Genomic DNA, 19,539 nt, shown 5'->3' on the forward strand with positions numbered 1-19,539 from the left:
CAGCGATCTTGCGAATTCAGTGCACAAATGTTCGCATCGCCAGGTCCAAAGTGAACCGAAAAGCAACCAGCGTTTTGATTAACGCTGGTTTTGCCCGTACGGTTGTTGCTGCGACTGGCCTTGCGGATACGGGCTGCCATACGACGGTGGCGGATAGCCAGGTTGGGCATAGGAGGCTGGTTGGCCAAATCCATTGTTGCCGTTGTAAGGTTCGCCCTGTGGTGGATACGGCTGCTGTCCTTGCGGCGGGAACTGTCCCGGAGGCTGGCCGTAGCTCGCATTTGGGTCGTTTGCGTAGCGTTGGTCTTCCTGCTCGCGGCGATCCAAGACTTCGCGACCCTTTTCGATTGCCTTGCGGGCATCGCTGCGAATTTCGGCACGGTTGATTTCGATGGTCGTGCTATCGCCGTCGCGATTGATTTTGAACCAACCCGCCATAAAGGCGGCTACTCCCAACATGCCGATAATGATCAGGTTACGCATCAGAATATCCGTTCTCGCGATGGTGTCTGTTTCGATGGTCGCAGTTCCGACCGAAGTTCACCCGAACTTATCCGCTATCGGGGCAACCGAATGCGAGATCAGATTAGAAGTTTTTTCATCGCGTGGCTGTTTTGACGACGAAGCGGCACAAAAAACGCTCTTTCTCGCTATCATAGGAGTCCCCCACTCACTCGCCCCGAGAATATCACGATGGAAGATCTGGACGTCGCCCAGCTTGCCGCTTACCTCCACCTGTTGCCCGACCAAGTCAACAAAATGGCGATGCGGGGCAAGTTGCCGGGACGAAAAGTCGGCGGCGTTTGGCGTTTCAGCGAAGCCGAAATTCACCACTGGCTCGAAGAGCAGATTGGCGTCAGCGATTCGGAAGAGCTTGGCAAAGTCCAACAGGTGCTTGACCGTGCCGACCCGGAGATCATCGATCGTCCGATCCACGAATTGTGCAGCGTCGACTCGATCGAAGTGCCACTGAACGCCCGGACGCGTGGTTCTGTCATTCGTTCGATGTGTGACTTGGCCGGTAAAACGGGGCTGATGTGGGATGCTCCGGCGATGGCCGAAGCAGTCGCCGCTCGCGAGCAGATGCATCCGACCGCACTGGACTGCGGCGTGGCACTGATGCACCCTCGCCGGCCGCAAACTTCTATTTTGGCCGATTCGGTGATCGCATTAGCGGTTTGCCCTTCGGCGATTCCGTTCTCGGATCGGGGACAATTGACGGACATCTTCTTTCTGATCTGCTCTTACGACGACACCGTCCATCTTCGTATTCTGGCCAAGTTGAGTCGCATGATTTCGACGGGCAACATGCTCGAGAATCTGCGAGCGGCTCAATCACCGGCCGATGCATGGCATGTGCTTTGTGACGCCGAAGCGGCCGTCGACGAAGCTTGACGAAATTTAAATCGACCTAAGTCAAGGAAGACTCTCCGATGCAACCACCTGCAACCCAAGCTCGATCCGAGACGTTGCTTTGGATTGGCGACCGACACTCGCTGGACTTTGCAAACGCGTACGAGTTTTGCGAAAGCCAGTCTCCGCAACTCGCTTACCGCAACAACATTCAGTCGGCATTGCAACGCCCTGCCCATGACGTTGGCGTGATCGTGCTTGCGCAATCCCAGCGTCAATCACCGCCCGATCACCTGCTTCGCCAACTTGACGCGGCGCACCCGAATTCGTCACGCCTGAACTTGTTAGGCGTTTTGTGCGAAGCCATCACGCGATCGCCTCTACACGGATTCGATGGCGTGCGGGAACCTTGGCATCGCTGGAAAGAGGTGCTGCCCGAATTAGTGGGTAAAGGCAGAGACGAAACAGCAGTAGCGCACAGCGTTCTAATCGTGTCGTCTAGCATCGCCACCGCCGAATCGCTGATCGACCTGGCCTGCAGCGCAGACGCCACGGCCGTCTGGTCGAGAACGCCTGATGCAAAAGGCGTTCGCAATATCGACGCGGTATGGTGGGACGACTCGGTTGCCGTCCCGACATCCGCACACTCGTGGGCTCGCCGAACCTTGATGATTCCGTCTGGCAATCGCACTGCCAAACAAGCTTGGCTGGTGAACTCGCCCCGCCCCCAAGATTTATCGAACGCCAAGTCGGGGGGCATTGATCTGGTTCTCAGCAAACCGCACCGAATCGAACCGCTGCTACAGATGCTGGAAGACTCGCAGCAAAAGCTCGATCTATCCGCCCCGATAAAATCCGTCCTGAACGAGCCAGAAAACGCTCTCCCAAAAAATCGTGCCGCTTAATCGTCACGCTTCATCCAGCGCGACAGCATGGATTAGAATGATGGCTCCTTCCTTACCCACCTCGCCATCCTTCCGAAGTGCTTCCGATGACCACTGAAAACCAAAACGATCGTTCGACGCCTAAAAGCGATGCCTCCCGACGCAGCTTCCTAAAATCCGGCACCGCTTTATCGGCCGGTGCCGCAACGGCTTTGGTAGGCGTACGACCTCTGCGAGGCGACGAGCCCGCTACCGAAACTCACGATGGTCCGCCGATCCGAATTGCGTTGGTTGGCGCGGGCGGACGGGGCAGTGGCGCGATTAACGATTCGCTGTCCATCAACAACGGCGTCAAGCTTGTTGCGATGGCCGATCTGAACGAATCGAAACTCGCCGGCCTGCGAGGCTCGCTTGCCAACCGTCACGAAGGCAAAGTCGACGTCTCGGACGACAAACTACACGGTGGCATCGATGGCTACAAACGAGTTCTCGACGATGACGAAGTCGATGTTGTCTTGTTCGCAACGCCCCCCGGCTTTCGCCCCCAATACGTTCGCGACGCGGTCGATGCAGGCAAGCATGTGTTTGCCGAAAAACCAACCTGTGTCGACCCAGCCGGCTATAAAATTTGCTTGGCTGCTCATGAAACAGCCATCGCCAACGGTACTTCGATCGTCACCGGAACTCAGTACCGTCGGCAAACCAATTATGTTGAAGCGATCAAGCTGATCCACGAAGGCGCGATTGGCGACATCATTTCGGCATCGGCTCGCTACTGCAGCAATGGGATTTGGAACAAAGTTCGTCGCCCCGAAATGAGCGACACCGAATTTCAAGTCTTCAACTGGATGCACTACATCTGGCTGTCCGGCGACCAAATCGTTGAACAAGCTGTCCACAACATTGACGCGATCAACTGGATCATGGGCGGACCACCGGAATCGGCGTTCGGCAGCGGCGGCCGATTCACTCGCCCCGAAGGCAGCGAGATGTGGGACAGCATCTCCATTGACTATCAGTACCCAGGCGAGCGCATGGTGTCGTTCAAGTGCCGACAGATCCCCGGTGCGGCAAGCGAAACGTCCAATATCATCTACGGTACCAAGGGCAAGGCGTCGATCTACGGCAGCAATTCTGGAGCCGAGATCGTCGACAACGAGGGCAACGAAATCTTCAAGATGAAGGGTGATATCGGTGCCGCCTACCAGCAGGAACACAAGGACCTGATCGACTCGGTTCGGGCGAATAAGCCAATCGTCGAACTGAAAGAAACAGCAATCAGTTCGCTAACAGCAGTGCTAGGCCGAGTCGCCGCCTACACCGGCCAAGACGTGACGTGGGACTTCATCACGAACAAGTCGACTTTGTCGCTGTTCCCCGAGGACTTCGATATCAACGGCCCACGCCCCGAATCAACGTTCGCCATTCCGGGCCAAACCAAGCTCGTCTAGGGTTCCGCGTCGGCTTCAATCCCGAGCCTGCAGTGAATAGACAAGAATCGGCCGGGTCCCCAAAACCTGGCCGATTGTTTTTATTTTCCTAATAAACTTCATTCTTGTTCGTTGTCATGGCGAAACCGCGTTCTTTTCTTCTGCCGTTGACGCAAATCCATGACCAAAAACGCTTGCCAGTGGCCACCGGGCACGATCGATGAAATCGTTGATCGATACCAGCGACCATTGATCGCGTATGCGGCTCGGATGATGAGCGGTGATTGGCAGGGGGCCCAGGACGCAGTTCAGGAAACGTTCCTAAGGCTGTGTCGCGAAACGCCCGACCACGTGCAAAATCGCCTCGCAGCTTGGCTCTTCTCTGTCTGCCGAAGCCGAGTGATTGACATGCAACGAACCTCTCATGCGACGCCCGTCGATGCGTCGCGGATCCCTATGCCTGATCCAAGCCCTGGGCCCGAATCGGAGGCCATCGACGCTGAAGACCGCGTCCAACTGGACGTCTTGATGGACCGTTTGACGCCGCGGCAACAAGAAGTCATGCGGCTGCGAATGACCGCCGGACTGAGTTACCGCGAGATCGCTGAAGTCACTGGTCTGACCGTCAGCAACGTCGGATTCCATCTGCACGAAGCCATCCGAAGCTTGCGCACGGCCATCTAGACCACTCATCTAGACAGGCCTTGGCAATCCCAACTGCGAACCCGTTCGCGGCTCAACCATCCACCCATCATCTGCCCGCGACTGGCGGACCGAAATCAAAGAGCTCAATCATGAAGACACCATCCCCTTGGGACGATCCTCGCATCACTGCATACGTGATGGGCGAATTGTCCGGCGATCAGCGAGTCGCCTTCGAAAAAGAACTAACGACAAACTCAGAATTGTCGGACGCCGTCGACGAAGCCCGCAGCGTGACCGACAAGCTGACCGGTTTGTTCGCCACCGAGTCGACTCCGACGCTGAGCGCTGAACGACGCCAAGAAATCGCCTCCGGTGCAACCGACAGCGTTCCAACCATTTCCAAGCAGACATCTTGGAAAGTGCCAATGCTCCTACTGGCCACCGCAGCCGTGGTCGCATTGATGATCGGCATCGCGCCAATGATCCAGAATCAACCGACGACGGTTTCGCAAGTCGAGCGAGACTCGCCAATCCACGTCGCCGACACCGAAGCGGTGGAATTCGAAGAACTCGTGGCGGACGCCCCCGTCTCAGCCGTGTCGGTTCCATCGATGACTGCGGCTCCCGAGGCAGCCGGCAAACCGATTTCCAGCGAGCGACTCGACAAACGGCTTTCGATATCGGCCTACACAAAGAAGGAGCAATCGTCGGCTGGTGGCGCCATGGGCGGTGGCAATGTGGAATTGGACTACGGCAATATAGCCGGCGATGCCATCACGGCTGACCAAGCGATGACGAGTGGAATGGCACTCGCTTACCAAGGTCCTTCGCCAACGTCAGCAGACCATCCTTTTGAGGATGGTGTCGAAGCGAAGGGCAATCCACCTACCCCAGCATCACCGAACCGACGCTCGAGACGAAGCGGAATGGGAATGGACGGTTTTGCAATGGATACGGGCATGTCGGGCGGCACGGATAATGTCGAGATGAATATAAAGATGGGCGATATGGATATGGGAGGTATGGATGAAAAGATGATGAGGACAGAGGGAATGGAGACGGGAATGATGGACATGGATATGGATATGGATATGGGCATGGATATGGATATGCCTGCCCCCACCCCCAATGCCGTCGGCAACCAGACGACTCCCCATTTCGCTGGAAGCAACCGATCCGATAAGTCACGACCCAACCTCGAACTGAATCGCGATCGACTGAAAAAATCACAACTTCTCGAAACGGCCCCCGGCATTGCCGCACTGCCGGATATCCGTGTTGTTCCTCGCCAAGAATCGCTGTTCGGACGAACTTCCGGCGACAAGTTCGCCGCCATCACCGAAAACGAATTCAAGCGAACCGACGAAGAAACGCTGAGCACGTTTTCAATCGATGTCGATACGGCTTCGTACAGCAAGACTCGCGATATCTTGATGCGAGCGAACCAGTGGCCGCGCCCCGATGCAGTGCGAATCGAAGAAATGGTCAACTACTTTGACTACAACTACGCGCCACCGGCCAACGATGCCAAGCATCCGTTTGCGGCCGAAGTAGAAATTACATCGTGCCCCTGGAACGACCAACATCGACTCGCTCGAATCGGGATCCAAGGCAAAACGATGAAGTCGGACGAGCGTCCCCGCTGCAACCTGGTGTTCTTGATCGACACGTCGGGATCAATGAACTCTGCGAACAAATTGCCACTGGTGCTTGAAGGTCTGAAAATGTTGACCAAGCAACTTGATTCGGACGACCGAGTCGCGATCGTGGTCTACGCCGGATCCGCTGGCCTGGTGCTCGATTCAACATCTGCCAAGAAAGGTAAGAAAATCGCCAAGGCACTGACACAGCTTTCCGCCGGCGGCAGCACCAACGGTGGGGCAGGTATCCAACTAGCCTACCAAACCGCTCGCGAGAATTTTGTTGCCGGCGGTGTCAACCGAGTGATCCTGTGCAGCGACGGCGATTTCAATGTCGGCACCACGGGCACCGATGCGCTGGTGCGACTGGTCGAAGACGAAGCCAAGAGTAACATTTTCTTGACGGTGCTTGGTTTCGGAATGGGCAACCACAACGATGCAATGATGGAACAGATCAGTGGCCGCGGCAACGGCAACTACGCGTTCATCGACAACTCGCAAGAAGCCCACAAGGTGCTGGTCGATCAAATCAGCGGCACGCTGGTGACGATTGCCAAGGATGTCAAACTGCAAGTTGATTTCAATCCCGCCAAAGTCACGGCGTATCGATTGATTGGCTACGAAAATCGAATCTTGGCCAAGGAAGACTTCAACGACGACAAAAAGGACGCCGGCGAGATCGGTGCCGGCCACTCGGTCACCGCACTGTACGAAATCGTGCCAGTCGGTGCCGATTCGGACTCGGTGCGTCCCAAGGTCGAAGAGTCAAAGTACATCGCCAAGCCAGAACCGGCTGCAAAGCCGACCAGCGACAGCAACGAAACGCTGACCGTACGGATTCGATACAAACAGCCCGACGGCGACACCAGCACTCGCGTTGATTTCCCGATCGTGGACCAGCTTGACTCGTTCGACGAAGCGGACGAGTCGACTCGATTTGCCGCCGCCGTGGCGGGATTCGGAATGCAATTGCGGCACAGCAAGCATGCTGGCGACTGGGAGATGTCCGACGTACTGGAGACCGCAAAAGCATCCAAAGGCATCGATGAAGACGGCCTAAGAACTGAGTTCATCAAGCTGGTCAAGAAAGCGTCGTCGCTAAAGTAGCGACTGCCCGACTGTCGACGTCAGTCCTACAACGGCGCCCGATCATTCATGTTCCAAGAAAGCCTGCGGTAACTTCGCAGGCTTTCCCGTTTTGTCGACGCACGCGATCGTCGAGTCGCCCTCGACGATCAGTTCGTCGCCGCGGTGAATTTGATAACGGTGCCGGATTCGTACCTTACGAATCTCGGTCGTTTCGACGGTTAACGTTAGCACGTCATCGAACTCGGCTGCTGCGGTGTAGCGAACATTCATTTCTGTCACGACCAGCATCTTGCCCGCGTCTTCGAACGATCGATAACTGACCCCAGCCGCACGCAGCATCTCCACCCGGCCTCGTTCAAAATAGTTCAGATAGTTGGCATGATGGACGCGCCGCTGGCCGTCGGTTTCTTGGTAAGTGACTCGAATTGTTTCTTGATGACGGTTCAGTGGGTTATGAGGATTCAAGGTCATAGAGACATATACCGATGGTGTAGTTAACGGAACAGATTGCCGGCCGAATTGACTGCAAACCGCCGAGAAGCCTAAACTTTGATGCAACCCGAGGGCAGACCAATCTAAAGCAACGCGGTAACCACCCACCAACGGATGACCTGACGATGAGTAACGGTGACGATTCAGCAACCGCGTTTGAAACCATTCGCGGACGCAATTACCCGGCCCTTCGCCAGTTCACGATCTTCCTTGAGAACCGTGTCGGGCAGCTATTAGAGGTCGTCAAACGGTTCGAAGGCACCGGCATTCGTGTCTGTGCTCTGTCGATCAGTGACGCAGCGGAATGCGCGTTCGTGCGGTTCTTGGTCAGCGACGCCGATCGCGGCCGTGAAATCCTGGAACGTAGCGGGCTGGCCATGATCGAGACCGATCTGCTTGGCGTCGAATTACCCGAAGGCCCTCAACCATTGCTGCGAGTCTGTTCGGCGCTACTGCAAGCAGAACTGAATATCACGCAGGCCTATCCGTTGATCGTCCGCCCGAACGGCAAGCCCGCCGTTGCCATCATGGTCGAAAACATCGAAGTCGCCATGCAAACGCTGATCGACAAAGGGTTCACGATCATCACCGAAGGCGATTTGAACGACGACCCGACTCGCAACCAGTAAGCATCGCGAAACCACCAAGTTGAGGTACTGGACCTAACTAAAGTTCCAGTACCTGAAAAGTAATCTGCTTCAGATTGATTAAGCGCTGCGTCCGGTTCGCCGGCGATCCGATTCCTTCAACAGAATCTTTCGCAGCCGAATGTTCAGCGGTGTGACCTCGACCAGTTCATCCTCTTCGATGTACTCAAGCGCGGCTTCAAGCGACATGTCACGGGGCGGTTTCAGCACCACGTTTTCATCGCTACCCGAGGCCCGCATGTTGGTCAGTTTCTTTTCGCGACAAGGGTTCACGGTCAAGTCATTTTCGCGAGCGTTTTCGCCAACAATCATGCCTTCGTAGACCTCGATGCCGGCGGGAACCAACAGTTCGCTGCGATCTTGCAAACCAAACATTGCAAACGGAACCGTCTTGCCACTGACCATCGAAATCAACACGCCGTTGGATCGCTTAGGCACTTCGCCTTCGATCGGGCGATAGCTTTCAAAGCGGTGATTGATAATCGCGGTACCACGCGTCGCATTAAGCAATCGCGTTCGCAATCCGATCAACCCGCGCGATGGAATCAGGAACCTTAGCATCGTGTACTCGCCACGAGGATTCATTTCTTCCAATTGGCCACGGCGAAGCCCGACCAACTCCATCACAGGGCCCATCGTTTCGGTGGGCACTTCGACCTGTAGACGTTCGAACGGTTCGTGCTTTTTGCCGTCAATCGTTTTGAAAATCACGCGTGGCTTGCCGACCGACAACTCAAATCCTTCGCGTCGCATCGTCTCGATCAGAATTGCCAAGTGCAACACGCCACGCCCTTTGACCGCATAGGCTTCGGCGCCTTCGATCATTTCGACTCGCAAAGCAACATTTCGCTCGAGTTCCTTTTCGAGCCGCGCCTTCAACTGTCGCGTCGTGACAAACTTACCTTCACGGCCGACCATCGGAGATGAATTGACACTGAAGACCATTTCAAGCGTCGGCTCATCGACTTTCAATCGAGGCAAAGCGTTGTTGGCGTCAACGGCCGAGATCGTGTCGCCAATTTCGACATTGACCAATCCTTCCAACGCAACAATGTCGCCGGCGCCTGCCGATTCGGCGGCCGTGCGACCAAGGTTGTCGAAAACGAAAAGTCCGGCCGCTTTGACTTTTGCAGGACCATTTTTTTGATGCAGTTCGATCGTTTGACCGGCCTCAATATTACCAGCCGAGATCCGACCGATCGCGATCCGGCCAACATACTCGCTCCAGCCCAGCGTCGAGACCATCATTTGCAGCGGCGCGTCTTCTTCGACTTCTGGGCCCGGCAACGCCGACAACACCAGATCGAACAATGGCCGCATGTCGGTCGTTTTGACCGCCGGGTCGAGAGTCGCAAAACCTTCTTTGGCACTGGTAAAAACGTACTTCACCTTGTCCAGCTGCTCTTCGCCACCAAGTTCCGCAAGCAACTCAAGCGCTTCGTCAAGCGCCTCGAGCGGGCGTCCGTCGGGACGGTCCACTTTGTTGACCACGATGATCGGCGTGCAGCCAGCTTGCAGTGCCTTTTCGAGCACAAACCGCGTTTGCGGCATCGGGCCTTCGGCAGCATCGACAAGCACCAAACAACCATCGGCCATCTGGACGACGCGTTCGACTTCGCCACCAAAGTCAGCGTGCCCGGGCGTATCAATGACGTTAATCTTCACGCCTTCATAAGGCAGCGCGATATTCTTTGACAGAATCGTGATGCCACGTTCTTTTTCTAGGTCATTCGAATCTAAGATCCGTTCGCCGCGTAGCTCGGCATCGCGAAATTGGCCGCTTTGACGCAACAAGCAATCCACTAAAGTGGTTTTGCCGTGGTCGACGTGGGCGATAATGACAACGTTTCGAATATCAGAACGGCGCAAAGTACAGGTCGCAAGGTTGGAGAGGTGATTGGCTAAAGGAAGTATGGAAGACCAAACTCGTGGATGAGTTTGAATGCTTTCCTAGTGAGCGTGATGAGCGACCTTTCCGGTCATATCACCATCGTCGGTCGAGATAACAAGCTCGGTCTTGACTGCGTCACCCATCTTGATTGCGGTTAGCAATTCTGGACTCGTCAGCGTGTAGATGACCAAACCGTCGTCGTCCGACTTCGCGAACGAGTAATTCGTCGCCTTGTCATCGATGGTCACCTTCATTTCGACCTTAGTGACCTGATCGGCATTTTCCGGATAGACCGTGATCAGTTCCTTGTCGTCGTCGTGAGCCCATTCGGCGTGACCGCCGCCCGACAATTCGACCATGTGCCCGCCGTTAGGGCCGTGGGCAGGATGATCGTGACCAGCATGGTCGTCGTGATCGTCGTGGGCATGATCGTCATGATCGTGGTCATCATGCTCGGCTGAAGCCGCCGGCGAATTTTCGGCCTGCTTGGAGCCACATCCAGCGATGAAGACCAACAAGAACAAGACAGCACAGGGCAAAACCAAACTGCAGAATGTTTTTTTCATAATCATTTTTTCTTCTACGACTCTGGATTCTCAGCAAGCAGGCAACAGCGAACCGACGAATCTCACCAAAGGAAAAAGGAAGGCGGCCCAATATCTGACTAATTTTCTCGCGATAAGTCGAGACGCAGCTTCCGCCGGACCCGAATGGTCAGCCCTTGGAAGGGCCTACAGGAGCAATCCAGCGCGTTAGAGCGTCTTCACAAAGATTTACAAAACGAAAAACTCAGTGGCGTTGCGACAAAACGGCAGCTGTGGCATATTTCTGGCTCGCAAGAATTCGCTTGAACGCGTTGATTGCACGCACCTATGCTCGGTTACAAGCGTGGGTCGTACAGTGAGCTTCGACGAGCAATTCGCAGCACGATCATGGAAAGATTTGGATCGATGGTGATTCATCGCGTTTCTAAGTGTTCTGATCGAGGAGCGGGGCGATTTTTGAAACGGTCACGCGTGTAATCCGCTCGCAGCCGATTTAACGTTGTTTCTGCTGCTCGCCGTACATGGGATCCGATACACACCAGATTTCCCCAAGTTCGCAGGCCTAACCAGGATGCGAACTTTGGCTAAAACGGACTTTGTGATTTTTTTCACAAGCCGTTTGCGTTTCCGCCATGGTTGCGTTGGAACGAGGCGGCGTATTTCCTCGGCAATCGAAGTTTCTTTCGTCGAAAGAAGGTTCGAAATGTCAATTTTCGCGAGCAAGTTTCACTGATGACAACTGTCGAAAAGGGTCATTGATGACGACCATCAAACGAGGGCTCGACCTGCCGATTCTGGGCAGCCCCGAACAACACATCGATGCCGCGGCACGCGTCTCACGCGTCGGTATCTTGGGAGCCGATTTCGTCGGCATGCGGCCGACCATGCTGGTCGCACCGGGTGACCGCGTCCGATTGGGCCAAGCGGTCCTGGAAGACAAGAAAAATCCGGGGGTAACATATACTGCACCTGCGTCCGGTACCGTTGCGGAAGTCAACCGAGGTGCCAAACGCAAGTTCGAATCGATCGTGATCGATGTCGATGGCGACGGCGACGACCGCGTTGAATTCGACGGCTTCGTGGGCAAAGACGCTATGTCGCTGGGCCGCGAAAAATTAACCGAAGGCTTGACGCAAAGTGGCCTTTGGACAGCCCTGCGAACTCGGCCGTACGGCAAGGTTCCGGTTCCTGGTTCTGTCCCCAACTCGATCTTCGTGCAAGCGATCGACACGAATCCATTGGCGGCTGATCCGGCGATTGTGATCGCGGACCGCAAGGAACAATTCAACCTCGGATTGCAGGCTCTGACCAGCCTGACCGACGGGAAGGTGTTCGTTTGCAAAGCGCCTGCTGCCGAGATTCCCGGATCAGGCATTGGCGGCGTGCAAGTCGAATCCTTTGGTGGACCGCACCCCGCCGGCTTGGTCGGAACCCATATTCACTTCCTTGACCCAGTCGGTCCCGGAAAAATGGTGTGGTACATCGGCTACCAAGACGTTTGCGCGATCGGCGCGTTCTTGCAAACAGGAACGGTTGATGTTCGCCGAGTGATCTCGTTGGCGGGCCCGGTGGTAGGCCATCCGCGATTGTTGGCGACGCGTTTGGGTGCCCAAATCAGTGAGCTGATCGACGGTGAGTACGACGGCAATCTCAACATTCGCGCAATCAGCGGCAGCGTTCTTTGCGGACGCAAAGCGATCGGCCCCGAAGGCTACCTTGGTCGCTATCACAATCAAGTTTCGATCCTGCAAGAAGGCAACGAACGCGAGTTCCTGGGTTGGCAAAAACCTGGATTCGATAAGTACTCGACCCTTCGCGTCTTCGCATCGGCAGGATTGCCCAACAAAAAGTTCGCATTGACGACTGCCACGCATGGCAGCGAGCGAGCGATGGTGCCGATGGGCACCTACGAAAAAGTGATGCCGATGGACATCCTGGCGACGCAACTGCTGCGTTCGCTGATCTATCGCGATACCGATGAAGCCCAACAACTCGGCGTTTTGGAGCTGGAAGAGGAAGACCTGGGACTATGCACGTTTGTGTGCCCCGGGAAGTACGAATACAGCTCGCTGCTTCGACAAAGCCTGAACACCATCGAACGAGAAGGTTGATCCATGAAAGCACTTCGCAACATTCTGGACAAAGTCCACCCGATCTTCGCGAAAGGTGGGCCGCTCGAGATGGCTTACCCGATGTACGAAGCCCTCGACACATTCCTGTACACGCCCGGCGAAGTCGCCAAAGGTTCGACGCACATTCGTGACGCGATCGATCTGAAGCGAATGATGATCACCGTGGTGATGGCACTTGTTCCAGTCACGCTTTTCGGCATGTGGAATGTCGGCTACCTAGCCAACACGGCGATGGAGCAGTCTGCTGCGGTCGGCGTTAGCGTCGCCCAAGATTGGCACTACACCGTTCATGACGCGATGGGATTCGGGCATGACCCGACCAATCACGTCGACAATTTCGTGCTTGGTGCGATTCACTTCTTGCCCGTCTACATCGTCTGCATGTTTGTTGGTGGTCACATTGAGTTGATCTTCAGTGTGTTGCGTGGCCACGAAATCAACGAAGGCTTTTTGGTCACCGGATTGCTGTTCCCGTTGACGCTCCCGCCATCGATCCCGCTTTGGCAGGTTGCTATTGGGATTTCGTTTGGTGTCATTGTGGCGAAGGAAGTATTCGGCGGGACTGGCCGTAACTTCCTGAACGTCGCACTTGCAAGTCGTGCGTTCCTATACTTTTCCTACGCTGGCCAAATCAGTGGCGAGCGAGTTTGGACAGCGGTTGACGGATTCAGCGGAGCAACCGCATTGGGCAAGTTGGCTCAGGCACCAGCCGGAACGAACGCTGTCGATTCGCTCGCCAGCATCGGTTACACGATGGGACCAGCCGCGGGTGAACAAGCCAATTGGACCGGCTCTATCACTTGGATGGACGCTTTTCTAGGTAATATCCAAGGCTGCTTTGGTGAAACCAGCGCTCTGCTTTGTTTGGTCGGTGCCGTGATCCTGATCGCTTCGGGCGTCGGATCGTGGAAGATCATGGCCGCCGTCGTTGGCGGTGTCGTCGCAACCAGTTGGTTGATGATGGGCGTCAACAGTGGCACCAACGCCATGTTCAGCATTCCACCGCAGTGGCACCTGGTCATCGGTGGATTGGCATTCGGCTTGGTCTTCATGGCGACCGACCCCGTCAGTGCTTCGATGACAAACACTGGCAAGTGGGTCTACGGCGCACTGATCGGTTTCATGACCGTGTTGATTCGCGTTGTGAACCCCGCTTACCCCGAAGGCATCATGTTGGCGATTTTGTTCGGCAATGTGTTCGCCCCGCTGATTGATTACTTCGTGGTCCAACTGAACGTTCGCCGGAGGATGGCACGCTATGCAACAACGTGATTCACTGACTCGTACGATCGCAACCGCGGCCGTTCTTTGCGTCGTCTGTTCGCTGGCCGTCAGTGCCGCGGCAGTGGCGTTAAAGTCGACCCAGGTTGCCAACGAGAAACTTGACCAACAGAAAAACATCCTTGACGCCGCTGGATTGGCAATCGGCGAGTACGGCCTGCCCGCAAGCAAGTTGTCAAAGGAACAAATCGACGAACTTTACGAATGGGTCAGCGAAGGGCTGATCAATATGGACGACGGTTCGTTCAACAATGAAGCAAGCGCTGCGGATTGGGAACTCGCCGAAGCAGCATCCGATCCCAAGTCGAGTGTTAAGATTGTTGACCCTGAATACGATCCCGGCGAAGAGTCGCGTCCCTCGGTGATGAAGGTTTATTTTGTCCAGAAACCCGGCAGCGGTGATATCCAAACTGTCGTTTTGCCGATCTTCGGTAAGGGATTGTGGGGAACGCTTTGGGGCTATCTAGCACTCAAAAGCGACTTGGAAACGGTTCAAGGCTTAACTTTTTATCAGCACAAAGAAACGCCTGGCTTAGGTGGCGAAGTTGACAACCCAGCTTGGAAAGCCCAGTGGGACGGTCGCAAATTGTACGACGCCGATGGCAAGCCTGCGGTACTCGTATTCAAAGGCCCCGCGCCAGCTGAAAACGTCTACGCCGTCGATGGTTTGTCAGGGGCAACGATCACCAGCAATGGTGTTACCAAGATGCTTCGATACTGGGCTAGCGACGATGCTTATGGTCCGCTGCTGGACAAGCTAGGCAAGGATATCAAGAGCGGAACGTCGATCTTGGACCAGATCAAGGCTGGCAAGAAGACGTCCGAATCTGCCACTGATAAATCGGCCGACATTCGCACTTCCGGAGAAACGATCAATGGCTAAAAAACCTATGGATGTGCTTGTCGACCCATTGGTCGACAACAACCCCATCGCCCTGCAGATTCTTGGGATCTGTTCGGCCCTGGCCGTCACCAGCAAGATGGAAACATCAATCGTCATGGCATTGGCTGTGATTGCGGTGACCGCTTGCAGTAACTTCTGCGTCAGTGCGATCCGTCACTTCATCCCCAGCAGCATTCGGATCATCGTACAGATGACCGTCATTGCTTCACTGGTGATTGTGGTCGACCAACTATTGAAAGCCTATTTCTATGACATCAGCAAGCAATTGTCGGTGTTCGTTGGTTTGATCATCACGAACTGTATCGTGATGGGTCGCGCCGAAGGCTTTGCGATGAAAAACAATCCAGGGATCAGTTTCTTGGACGGGATCGGTAACGGAATCGGCTACGGCGCGGTTTTGTTGGTCGTCGCGTTTTTCCGCGAACTGTTTGGCAGTGGGTCGCTGTTCGGCGTTGAAATTTTCGCGCTCGATCGCAACGGCGGTTGGTACAACCCCAACAACTTGATGCTGCTGCCGCCCAGCGCATTTTTCATCATCGGATTCATGATCTGGGCGATCCGAGCCTGGAAGCCTGAACAAATCGAAGAGGCGTAAGCGAACATGGAAAATTTACTCAGCATCTTTTTGCAAGCTGTTTTCATCGAAAACCTTGCACTCGCCTTTTTCCTGGGGATGTGTACGTTCTTGGCGATCAGCAAGAACGTCAAAATGGCTCTTGGACTGAGTGCCGCGGTGATCGTGATCGAAGCGATTACGATCCCAGCCAACCAAGTCATCAACAGCTGGTTACTTAAAAAGGGCGCTTTGACTTGGGTCAACGACCTGGGTTTCCCAACTGGCACGCTGGACTTTGCCACCATCGACCTGTCGTTCCTAGGGTTCATCAGTTTCATTGGCGTCATCGCGGCAATGGTTCAGATCCTTGAAATGGTTTTGGACAAGTTTTTCCCACCGCTCTACAACGCGTTGGGAATTTTCTTGCCGCTGATCACCGTGAATTGTGCCATTCTTGGCGGTTCGCTGTTCATGCAAGATCGCAACTACAACTTCCCTGAATCCGTCGTCTACGGCCTCGGTTGTGGAATTGGCTGGGCACTGGCGATTGTCGCCTTGGCCGGTATCCGCGAAAAAATGAAATACAGTGACGTGCCGCCACCGCTTCGCGGTTTAGGCATTACGTTCATCACCGTCGGCCTGATGGCTTTGGCGTTCATGTCCTTCGGCGGCATCAGCCTCTAAGTGTCGGAAGAAGGCCTCGCCCTTTTTTCATAGACGATTTAAAACCATTCAAGAGCTTAGATAAGCATGACTACCATTCTTCTTGGCGTCGCAATGTTCACCGTCGTGGTGATCGCGCTCGTCTTTTTGATTTTGGCGGCCAAGAGCCAGTTGGTGGCTTCGGGGCCAGTCAAAATTTTGATCAATAACCAGAAAACGGTCGAGATTCCTGCCGGCGGAAAACTGCTTGGTGCGTTGGCCGATGCCGGTATCTTTGTCAGCAGTGCCTGTGGTGGTGGTGGGACATGCGCCCAGTGCAAGGTGAAGGTCACCGACGGCGGTGGCGACATCCTAGAAACCGAAAAGGGCCACATCAATAAAAAAGAAGCCGCCGAGGGTGAACGCCTAAGCTGCCAGGTCGCAGTCAAATCTGACATGGTCGTGGAAGTTCCCCCAGAGGCTTTCGAAACGAAGAAGTGGAAGTGCAAGGTCCGCAGCAACCACAACGTTGCGACTTTCATCAAGGAGTTCGTCCTGGAACTGCCCGAAGGCGAAGAGGTCGACTTCAAGGCCGGTGGGTACATCCAAATTGAATGTCCCCCCCACGAAGTTCACTACAAGAATTTCGATATCGAAGAACGATTCCACGGTGACTGGGACAAGTTTGACATTTGGCGATATGTCTCGAAGGTTGAAGAGCCCGTAATTCGTGCCTACTCGATGGCAAACTATCCGGGCGAAAAAGGCATTATCATGCTGAACATTCGCGTAGCCTCGCCGCCACCGCGAATGCCGGATGTTCCACCGGGACAAATGAGTAGCTGGATCTTCAGCTTGAAGCCGGGCGATGAAGCGACCATCAGTGGTCCTTACGGTGAGTTCTTCATCAAGGACACCGACGCTGAGATGGTTTACATCGGTGGTGGTGCCGGTATGGCCCCGCTGAGAAGTCATATCTTTGAACTGTTTAAGCGTGGTAAGACCGATCGCAAGGTTTCGTACTGGTATGGTGGTCGAAGTGCTCGAGAACTGTTCTATGTCGATCAATTCCGCGAAATTGAGAAGGACTTCCCAAACTTCAAGTTCAACATTGCGTTGTCAGAACCTGCTCCGGAAGACAACTGGGATGGCTACGTCGGTTTCATTCACCAAGTGCTGCTAGAAAACTATCTGTCCAAGCATGCAGCGCCTGAAGACATCGAGTACTACATCTGTGGTCCGCCAATGATGAACCAAGCGGTCTTCCGCATGCTCGACGATCTTGGCGTAGAGCCCGAGAACATCGCGTACGACGACTTCGGCGGCTAACCCGTGTATTATGAGAAACGTCGGGATTCGTCCCGGCGATGCCAATAATGCCAGGATCCAATCCTGGCTGGTCGGCGTTAACAACCTCTCCGTTTTAAAGCCCCTCTGATGACCCGCTTTCGTGGTCTGCTGATTCTTGCTTTCGTCGGTCTGCTTGCTTGCAATCCGTGCCTGTCGGGCGGTGCCGCTGCGGCGGACGGCGAGCTTCTAGAATTTTTTGGCGAGACGATGGGAACGACCTACTCAGTCAAGGTTTTCCAACCGCCAGAGTCGCTCCGGGTCGACAACCTTCGCATCGATGTTGATGGCGTGCTCCGCAACGTCAATGACCAGATGTCGACGTATTTAAAATCATCCGAGATCAGTCAATTCAACGAATCGAACTCGACCGACTGGTTTGCGGTCAGCCCTGAATTCGCATCTGTCGTTGAAACGGCCCTGGAGGTCTCGGTCAAAACCGACGGTGCTTTTGACGTAACGGTTGGACCACTGGTCAATGCCTGGAACTTTGGTGTTGGCCCGCGAACCAGCGTAGCGCCCAGTGCTGAGACGATTGCGAAAATACAAGATTCGATCGGCTACCAAAAGCTAGCTGTCCGCATGGATCCTCCCGCGATTAGGAAGTCGGTGCCGAGCCTGAAAATCGACCTGTCAGCGATCGCCAAGGGGCATGGCGTCGATCGAGTGGTTAAATTCTTAAACGAGCAAGGATTGTTAAATATTTTTGTCGAGATCGGCGGAGAGGTCCGGGTCAGCGGATCAAAATCGGGAAAACCTTGGAAAGTCGGGATCCAAATGCCCGATGCGACTACTAACCAATGGACCATTGCTCACGCGTTTGGCACTGGCGGCACGGACCATGCGATGGCGACCTCGGGAGATTACCGGAACTTCTTTGAAGCGGACGGCAAACGTTACTCACACACAATCGATCCCCGAACCGGTTATCCGGTCGATCATGCCCTAGCTTCGGTGTCTATCTTGGCCGATCGCTGCGTGGACGCGGACGCTTGGGCGACAGCGATCAACGCGATGGGCCCCGCCGAAGGACTAGCGATCGCTCAAACAGAAGACTTGGACGCCCTGCTGATCTCGCGAAGTAGTGATGGATTTACAAAATCAGGAACCGGCGAGCTTGCTCAATACGTCGCAACCAACACAACTGGTGAAAAAATGGAAACAACTCTTTCGGCAAACGGGTCACCTTGGGTGATTGTTGCAATTACCACGATCGCGTTCGCTACGATCTTATTTTCAATGGCTATCGGCGTAATCTTTGGACGCAAAGCCATCAGCGGCTCGTGCGGCGGGATCGCAAACAAGACAAACCCAGACGGCAGCACAAGCTGCGGGCTGTGCAGCAACCCTGCCGACGCCTGCAAAGAGCTTCGCGATCGAATGCAAAACCAAACTGGCGAGAACGCTTAAGCAAGCGATCAAGTCATTGCATCACGCCGCATCTTGACTTTTGTGTTGCTGAGTCCCAACGCTTAACAAATCGGTTGACTCGCATCGCAATTTCCCTTCGCACAGGTGTGAGTCACTTCGTCACATCAGGCATGTTCGAGTTCCTTTTTGGATCATCGAACGAGTTAGCCCGTTGTTTGCTTCTATATTACTTGAAAAGAAAACCGAGTTCCGCCACCCAACGGAGTGCTGAAATCATGTCTGAAACCTCAGAAATTCTATTTCAACGGATGGGAGGCGCCACGGGCGTCGCTGAAATCGTTGAAACGATGTACAGCCACGTGCTGGCTGACCAAGAACTTGCGCCCTTCTTTGAGGGCGTTTCGATGGAACGGCTGCGCAGCATGCAGTACCATTTCTTGGCATCGGCTCTGGATGGCCCCGCCAACTATACCGGTGCCGAACTCAACGCGATCCACCATGGGCGTGGAATCACTGCAGTTCACTTTGCAAAGTTTTGCGGACACTTTGCCACCGCTATGGAATCGCACGGCGTTTCGAAACGCGACGTTGACGATGCACTTGGGCGACTGGCAACCTTCCGAGACAAAGTGACCGGTGATGCAAACGTTGATGGATAGAATCACCACCATCTAGCCGACTGCGTCTAAC

General features: G+C 54.7%; 18 protein-coding genes. 14 read left to right on the forward strand and 4 right to left on the reverse strand.

The window, feature by feature from the left end:
* Positions 1 to 78: 78 nt before the first annotated feature.
* Positions 79 to 483 (reverse strand): hypothetical protein, encoded by a 405-nt coding sequence (locus tag Poly59_RS06910; RefSeq protein WP_146533391.1) that lies wholly within the window; start codon positions 481 to 483, stop codon positions 79 to 81.
* 210 nt (positions 484 to 693) lie between these two features.
* On the opposite strand from Poly59_RS06910, the gene Poly59_RS06915 reads away from it, so the two are divergent.
* From Poly59_RS06915 to Poly59_RS06935, 5 genes are all read left to right on the forward strand, one after another.
* Complete coding sequence (locus tag Poly59_RS06915; RefSeq protein WP_146533392.1) at positions 694 to 1,395, forward strand: PTS sugar transporter subunit IIA; 702 nt, start codon at positions 694 to 696, stop codon at positions 1,393 to 1,395.
* 38 nt (positions 1,396 to 1,433) lie between these two features.
* Positions 1,434 to 2,258, forward strand: a complete 825-nt coding sequence (locus tag Poly59_RS06920; protein WP_146533393.1) for a hypothetical protein — start codon at positions 1,434 to 1,436, stop codon at positions 2,256 to 2,258.
* Positions 2,259 to 2,344: 86 nt separating this feature from the next.
* The gene (locus tag Poly59_RS06925; protein WP_146533394.1) at positions 2,345 to 3,688 is read left to right on the forward strand and encodes a Gfo/Idh/MocA family oxidoreductase; all 1,344 of its coding nucleotides are present in this window, start codon (positions 2,345 to 2,347) and stop codon (positions 3,686 to 3,688) included.
* Positions 3,689 to 3,847: 159 nt separating this feature from the next.
* Complete coding sequence (locus Poly59_RS06930; RefSeq protein ID WP_146533395.1) at positions 3,848 to 4,351, forward strand: RNA polymerase sigma factor; 504 nt, start codon at positions 3,848 to 3,850, stop codon at positions 4,349 to 4,351.
* Between the two features lie 110 nt (positions 4,352 to 4,461).
* Complete coding sequence (locus Poly59_RS06935) at positions 4,462 to 7,059, forward strand: YfbK domain-containing protein (protein WP_146533396.1); 2,598 nt, start codon at positions 4,462 to 4,464, stop codon at positions 7,057 to 7,059.
* Positions 7,060 to 7,101: 42 nt separating this feature from the next.
* Here the strand turns inward: Poly59_RS06935 and Poly59_RS06940 are convergent, their stop codons facing one another.
* The gene (locus tag Poly59_RS06940) at positions 7,102 to 7,512 is read right to left on the reverse strand and encodes an acyl-CoA thioesterase (protein WP_146533397.1); all 411 of its coding nucleotides are present in this window, start codon (positions 7,510 to 7,512) and stop codon (positions 7,102 to 7,104) included.
* Positions 7,513 to 7,658: 146 nt separating this feature from the next.
* Between Poly59_RS06940 and Poly59_RS06945 the strand changes: the two genes are divergently transcribed.
* Positions 7,659 to 8,162, forward strand: a complete 504-nt coding sequence (locus Poly59_RS06945) for an acetolactate synthase (RefSeq protein WP_146533398.1) — start codon at positions 7,659 to 7,661, stop codon at positions 8,160 to 8,162.
* 78 nt (positions 8,163 to 8,240) lie between these two features.
* On the opposite strand, the gene typA is transcribed toward Poly59_RS06945, so the two are convergent.
* Positions 8,241 to 10,049, reverse strand: coding sequence for a translational GTPase TypA (gene typA / locus Poly59_RS06950; protein WP_222436055.1), 1,809 nt, complete (start codon positions 10,047 to 10,049; stop codon positions 8,241 to 8,243).
* 81 nt (positions 10,050 to 10,130) lie between these two features.
* Positions 10,131 to 10,637: a hypothetical protein gene (locus Poly59_RS29280; protein ID WP_186776073.1), complete on the reverse strand. Its 507-nt coding sequence runs from the start codon at positions 10,635 to 10,637 to the stop codon at positions 10,131 to 10,133.
* Between the two features lie 737 nt (positions 10,638 to 11,374).
* Between Poly59_RS29280 and Poly59_RS06960 the strand changes: the two genes are divergently transcribed.
* The 8 genes from Poly59_RS06960 (at position 11,375) to Poly59_RS06995 (ending at position 19,508) form a co-directional block, all read left to right on the forward strand.
* Entirely contained in the window at positions 11,375 to 12,727 is a 1,353-nt protein-coding gene (locus Poly59_RS06960) for a Na(+)-translocating NADH-quinone reductase subunit A (RefSeq protein WP_146533400.1), read from the forward strand.
* Positions 12,728 to 12,730: 3 nt separating this feature from the next.
* Positions 12,731 to 14,020: an NADH:ubiquinone reductase (Na(+)-transporting) subunit B gene (locus tag Poly59_RS06965; RefSeq protein WP_146533401.1), complete on the forward strand. Its 1,290-nt coding sequence runs from the start codon at positions 12,731 to 12,733 to the stop codon at positions 14,018 to 14,020.
* Positions 14,007 to 14,912 carry a Na(+)-translocating NADH-quinone reductase subunit C gene (locus tag Poly59_RS06970; RefSeq protein ID WP_146533402.1) on the forward strand — a complete coding sequence of 302 codons (906 nt, stop codon included), beginning with the start codon at positions 14,007 to 14,009 and terminating at the stop codon, positions 14,910 to 14,912. Before Poly59_RS06965 ends, Poly59_RS06970 begins: the two co-directional genes overlap by 14 nt.
* Positions 14,905 to 15,528, forward strand: a complete 624-nt coding sequence (locus Poly59_RS06975) for an NADH:ubiquinone reductase (Na(+)-transporting) subunit D (protein WP_146533403.1) — start codon at positions 14,905 to 14,907, stop codon at positions 15,526 to 15,528. Before Poly59_RS06970 ends, Poly59_RS06975 begins: the two co-directional genes overlap by 8 nt.
* A 6-nt stretch (positions 15,529 to 15,534) precedes the next feature.
* Positions 15,535 to 16,173, forward strand: a complete 639-nt coding sequence (gene nqrE / locus Poly59_RS06980; protein WP_146533404.1) for an NADH:ubiquinone reductase (Na(+)-transporting) subunit E — start codon at positions 15,535 to 15,537, stop codon at positions 16,171 to 16,173.
* Between the two features lie 66 nt (positions 16,174 to 16,239).
* Complete coding sequence (gene nqrF, locus Poly59_RS06985; protein ID WP_146533405.1) at positions 16,240 to 17,460, forward strand: NADH:ubiquinone reductase (Na(+)-transporting) subunit F; 1,221 nt, start codon at positions 16,240 to 16,242, stop codon at positions 17,458 to 17,460.
* Positions 17,461 to 17,568: 108 nt separating this feature from the next.
* Entirely contained in the window at positions 17,569 to 18,888 is a 1,320-nt protein-coding gene (locus Poly59_RS06990) for an FAD:protein FMN transferase (protein ID WP_246151453.1), read from the forward strand.
* Positions 18,889 to 19,124: 236 nt separating this feature from the next.
* Positions 19,125 to 19,508, forward strand: a complete 384-nt coding sequence (locus tag Poly59_RS06995; RefSeq protein WP_146533406.1) for a group I truncated hemoglobin — start codon at positions 19,125 to 19,127, stop codon at positions 19,506 to 19,508.
* Positions 19,509 to 19,539 lie beyond the last annotated feature (31 nt).

The sequence above is a fragment of the Rubripirellula reticaptiva genome (assembly GCF_007860175.1).
Taxonomy (GTDB): Bacteria; Planctomycetota; Planctomycetia; order Pirellulales; family Pirellulaceae; genus Rubripirellula; species Rubripirellula reticaptiva.

Coding starts and splice junctions, on each gene's coding strand:
- Poly59_RS06945 (WP_146533398.1), top strand. CDS start 7,659: ATGAGTAACGGTGACGATTCAGCAACCGCGTTTGAAACCATTCGCGGA.
- Poly59_RS06965 (WP_146533401.1), top strand. CDS start 12,731: ATGAAAGCACTTCGCAACATTCTGGACAAAGTCCACCCGATCTTCGCG.
- Poly59_RS06990 (WP_246151453.1), top strand. CDS start 17,569: ATGACCCGCTTTCGTGGTCTGCTGATTCTTGCTTTCGTCGGTCTGCTT.
- Poly59_RS06995 (WP_146533406.1), top strand. CDS start 19,125: ATGTCTGAAACCTCAGAAATTCTATTTCAACGGATGGGAGGCGCCACG.
- Poly59_RS06930 (WP_146533395.1), top strand. CDS start 3,848: ATGACCAAAAACGCTTGCCAGTGGCCACCGGGCACGATCGATGAAATC.
- Poly59_RS06925 (WP_146533394.1), top strand. CDS start 2,345: ATGACCACTGAAAACCAAAACGATCGTTCGACGCCTAAAAGCGATGCC.
- Poly59_RS06935 (WP_146533396.1), top strand. CDS start 4,462: ATGAAGACACCATCCCCTTGGGACGATCCTCGCATCACTGCATACGTG.
- Poly59_RS29280 (WP_186776073.1), bottom strand. CDS start 10,637: ATGAAAAAAACATTCTGCAGTTTGGTTTTGCCCTGTGCTGTCTTGTTC.
- Poly59_RS06970 (WP_146533402.1), top strand. CDS start 14,007: ATGCAACAACGTGATTCACTGACTCGTACGATCGCAACCGCGGCCGTT.
- Poly59_RS06915 (WP_146533392.1), top strand. CDS start 694: ATGGAAGATCTGGACGTCGCCCAGCTTGCCGCTTACCTCCACCTGTTG.
- nqrE (WP_146533404.1), top strand. CDS start 15,535: ATGGAAAATTTACTCAGCATCTTTTTGCAAGCTGTTTTCATCGAAAAC.
- nqrF (WP_146533405.1), top strand. CDS start 16,240: ATGACTACCATTCTTCTTGGCGTCGCAATGTTCACCGTCGTGGTGATC.
- Poly59_RS06910 (WP_146533391.1), bottom strand. CDS start 483: ATGCGTAACCTGATCATTATCGGCATGTTGGGAGTAGCCGCCTTTATG.
- Poly59_RS06960 (WP_146533400.1), top strand. CDS start 11,375: ATGACGACCATCAAACGAGGGCTCGACCTGCCGATTCTGGGCAGCCCC.
- Poly59_RS06920 (WP_146533393.1), top strand. CDS start 1,434: ATGCAACCACCTGCAACCCAAGCTCGATCCGAGACGTTGCTTTGGATT.
- Poly59_RS06975 (WP_146533403.1), top strand. CDS start 14,905: ATGGCTAAAAAACCTATGGATGTGCTTGTCGACCCATTGGTCGACAAC.
- Poly59_RS06940 (WP_146533397.1), bottom strand. CDS start 7,512: ATGACCTTGAATCCTCATAACCCACTGAACCGTCATCAAGAAACAATT.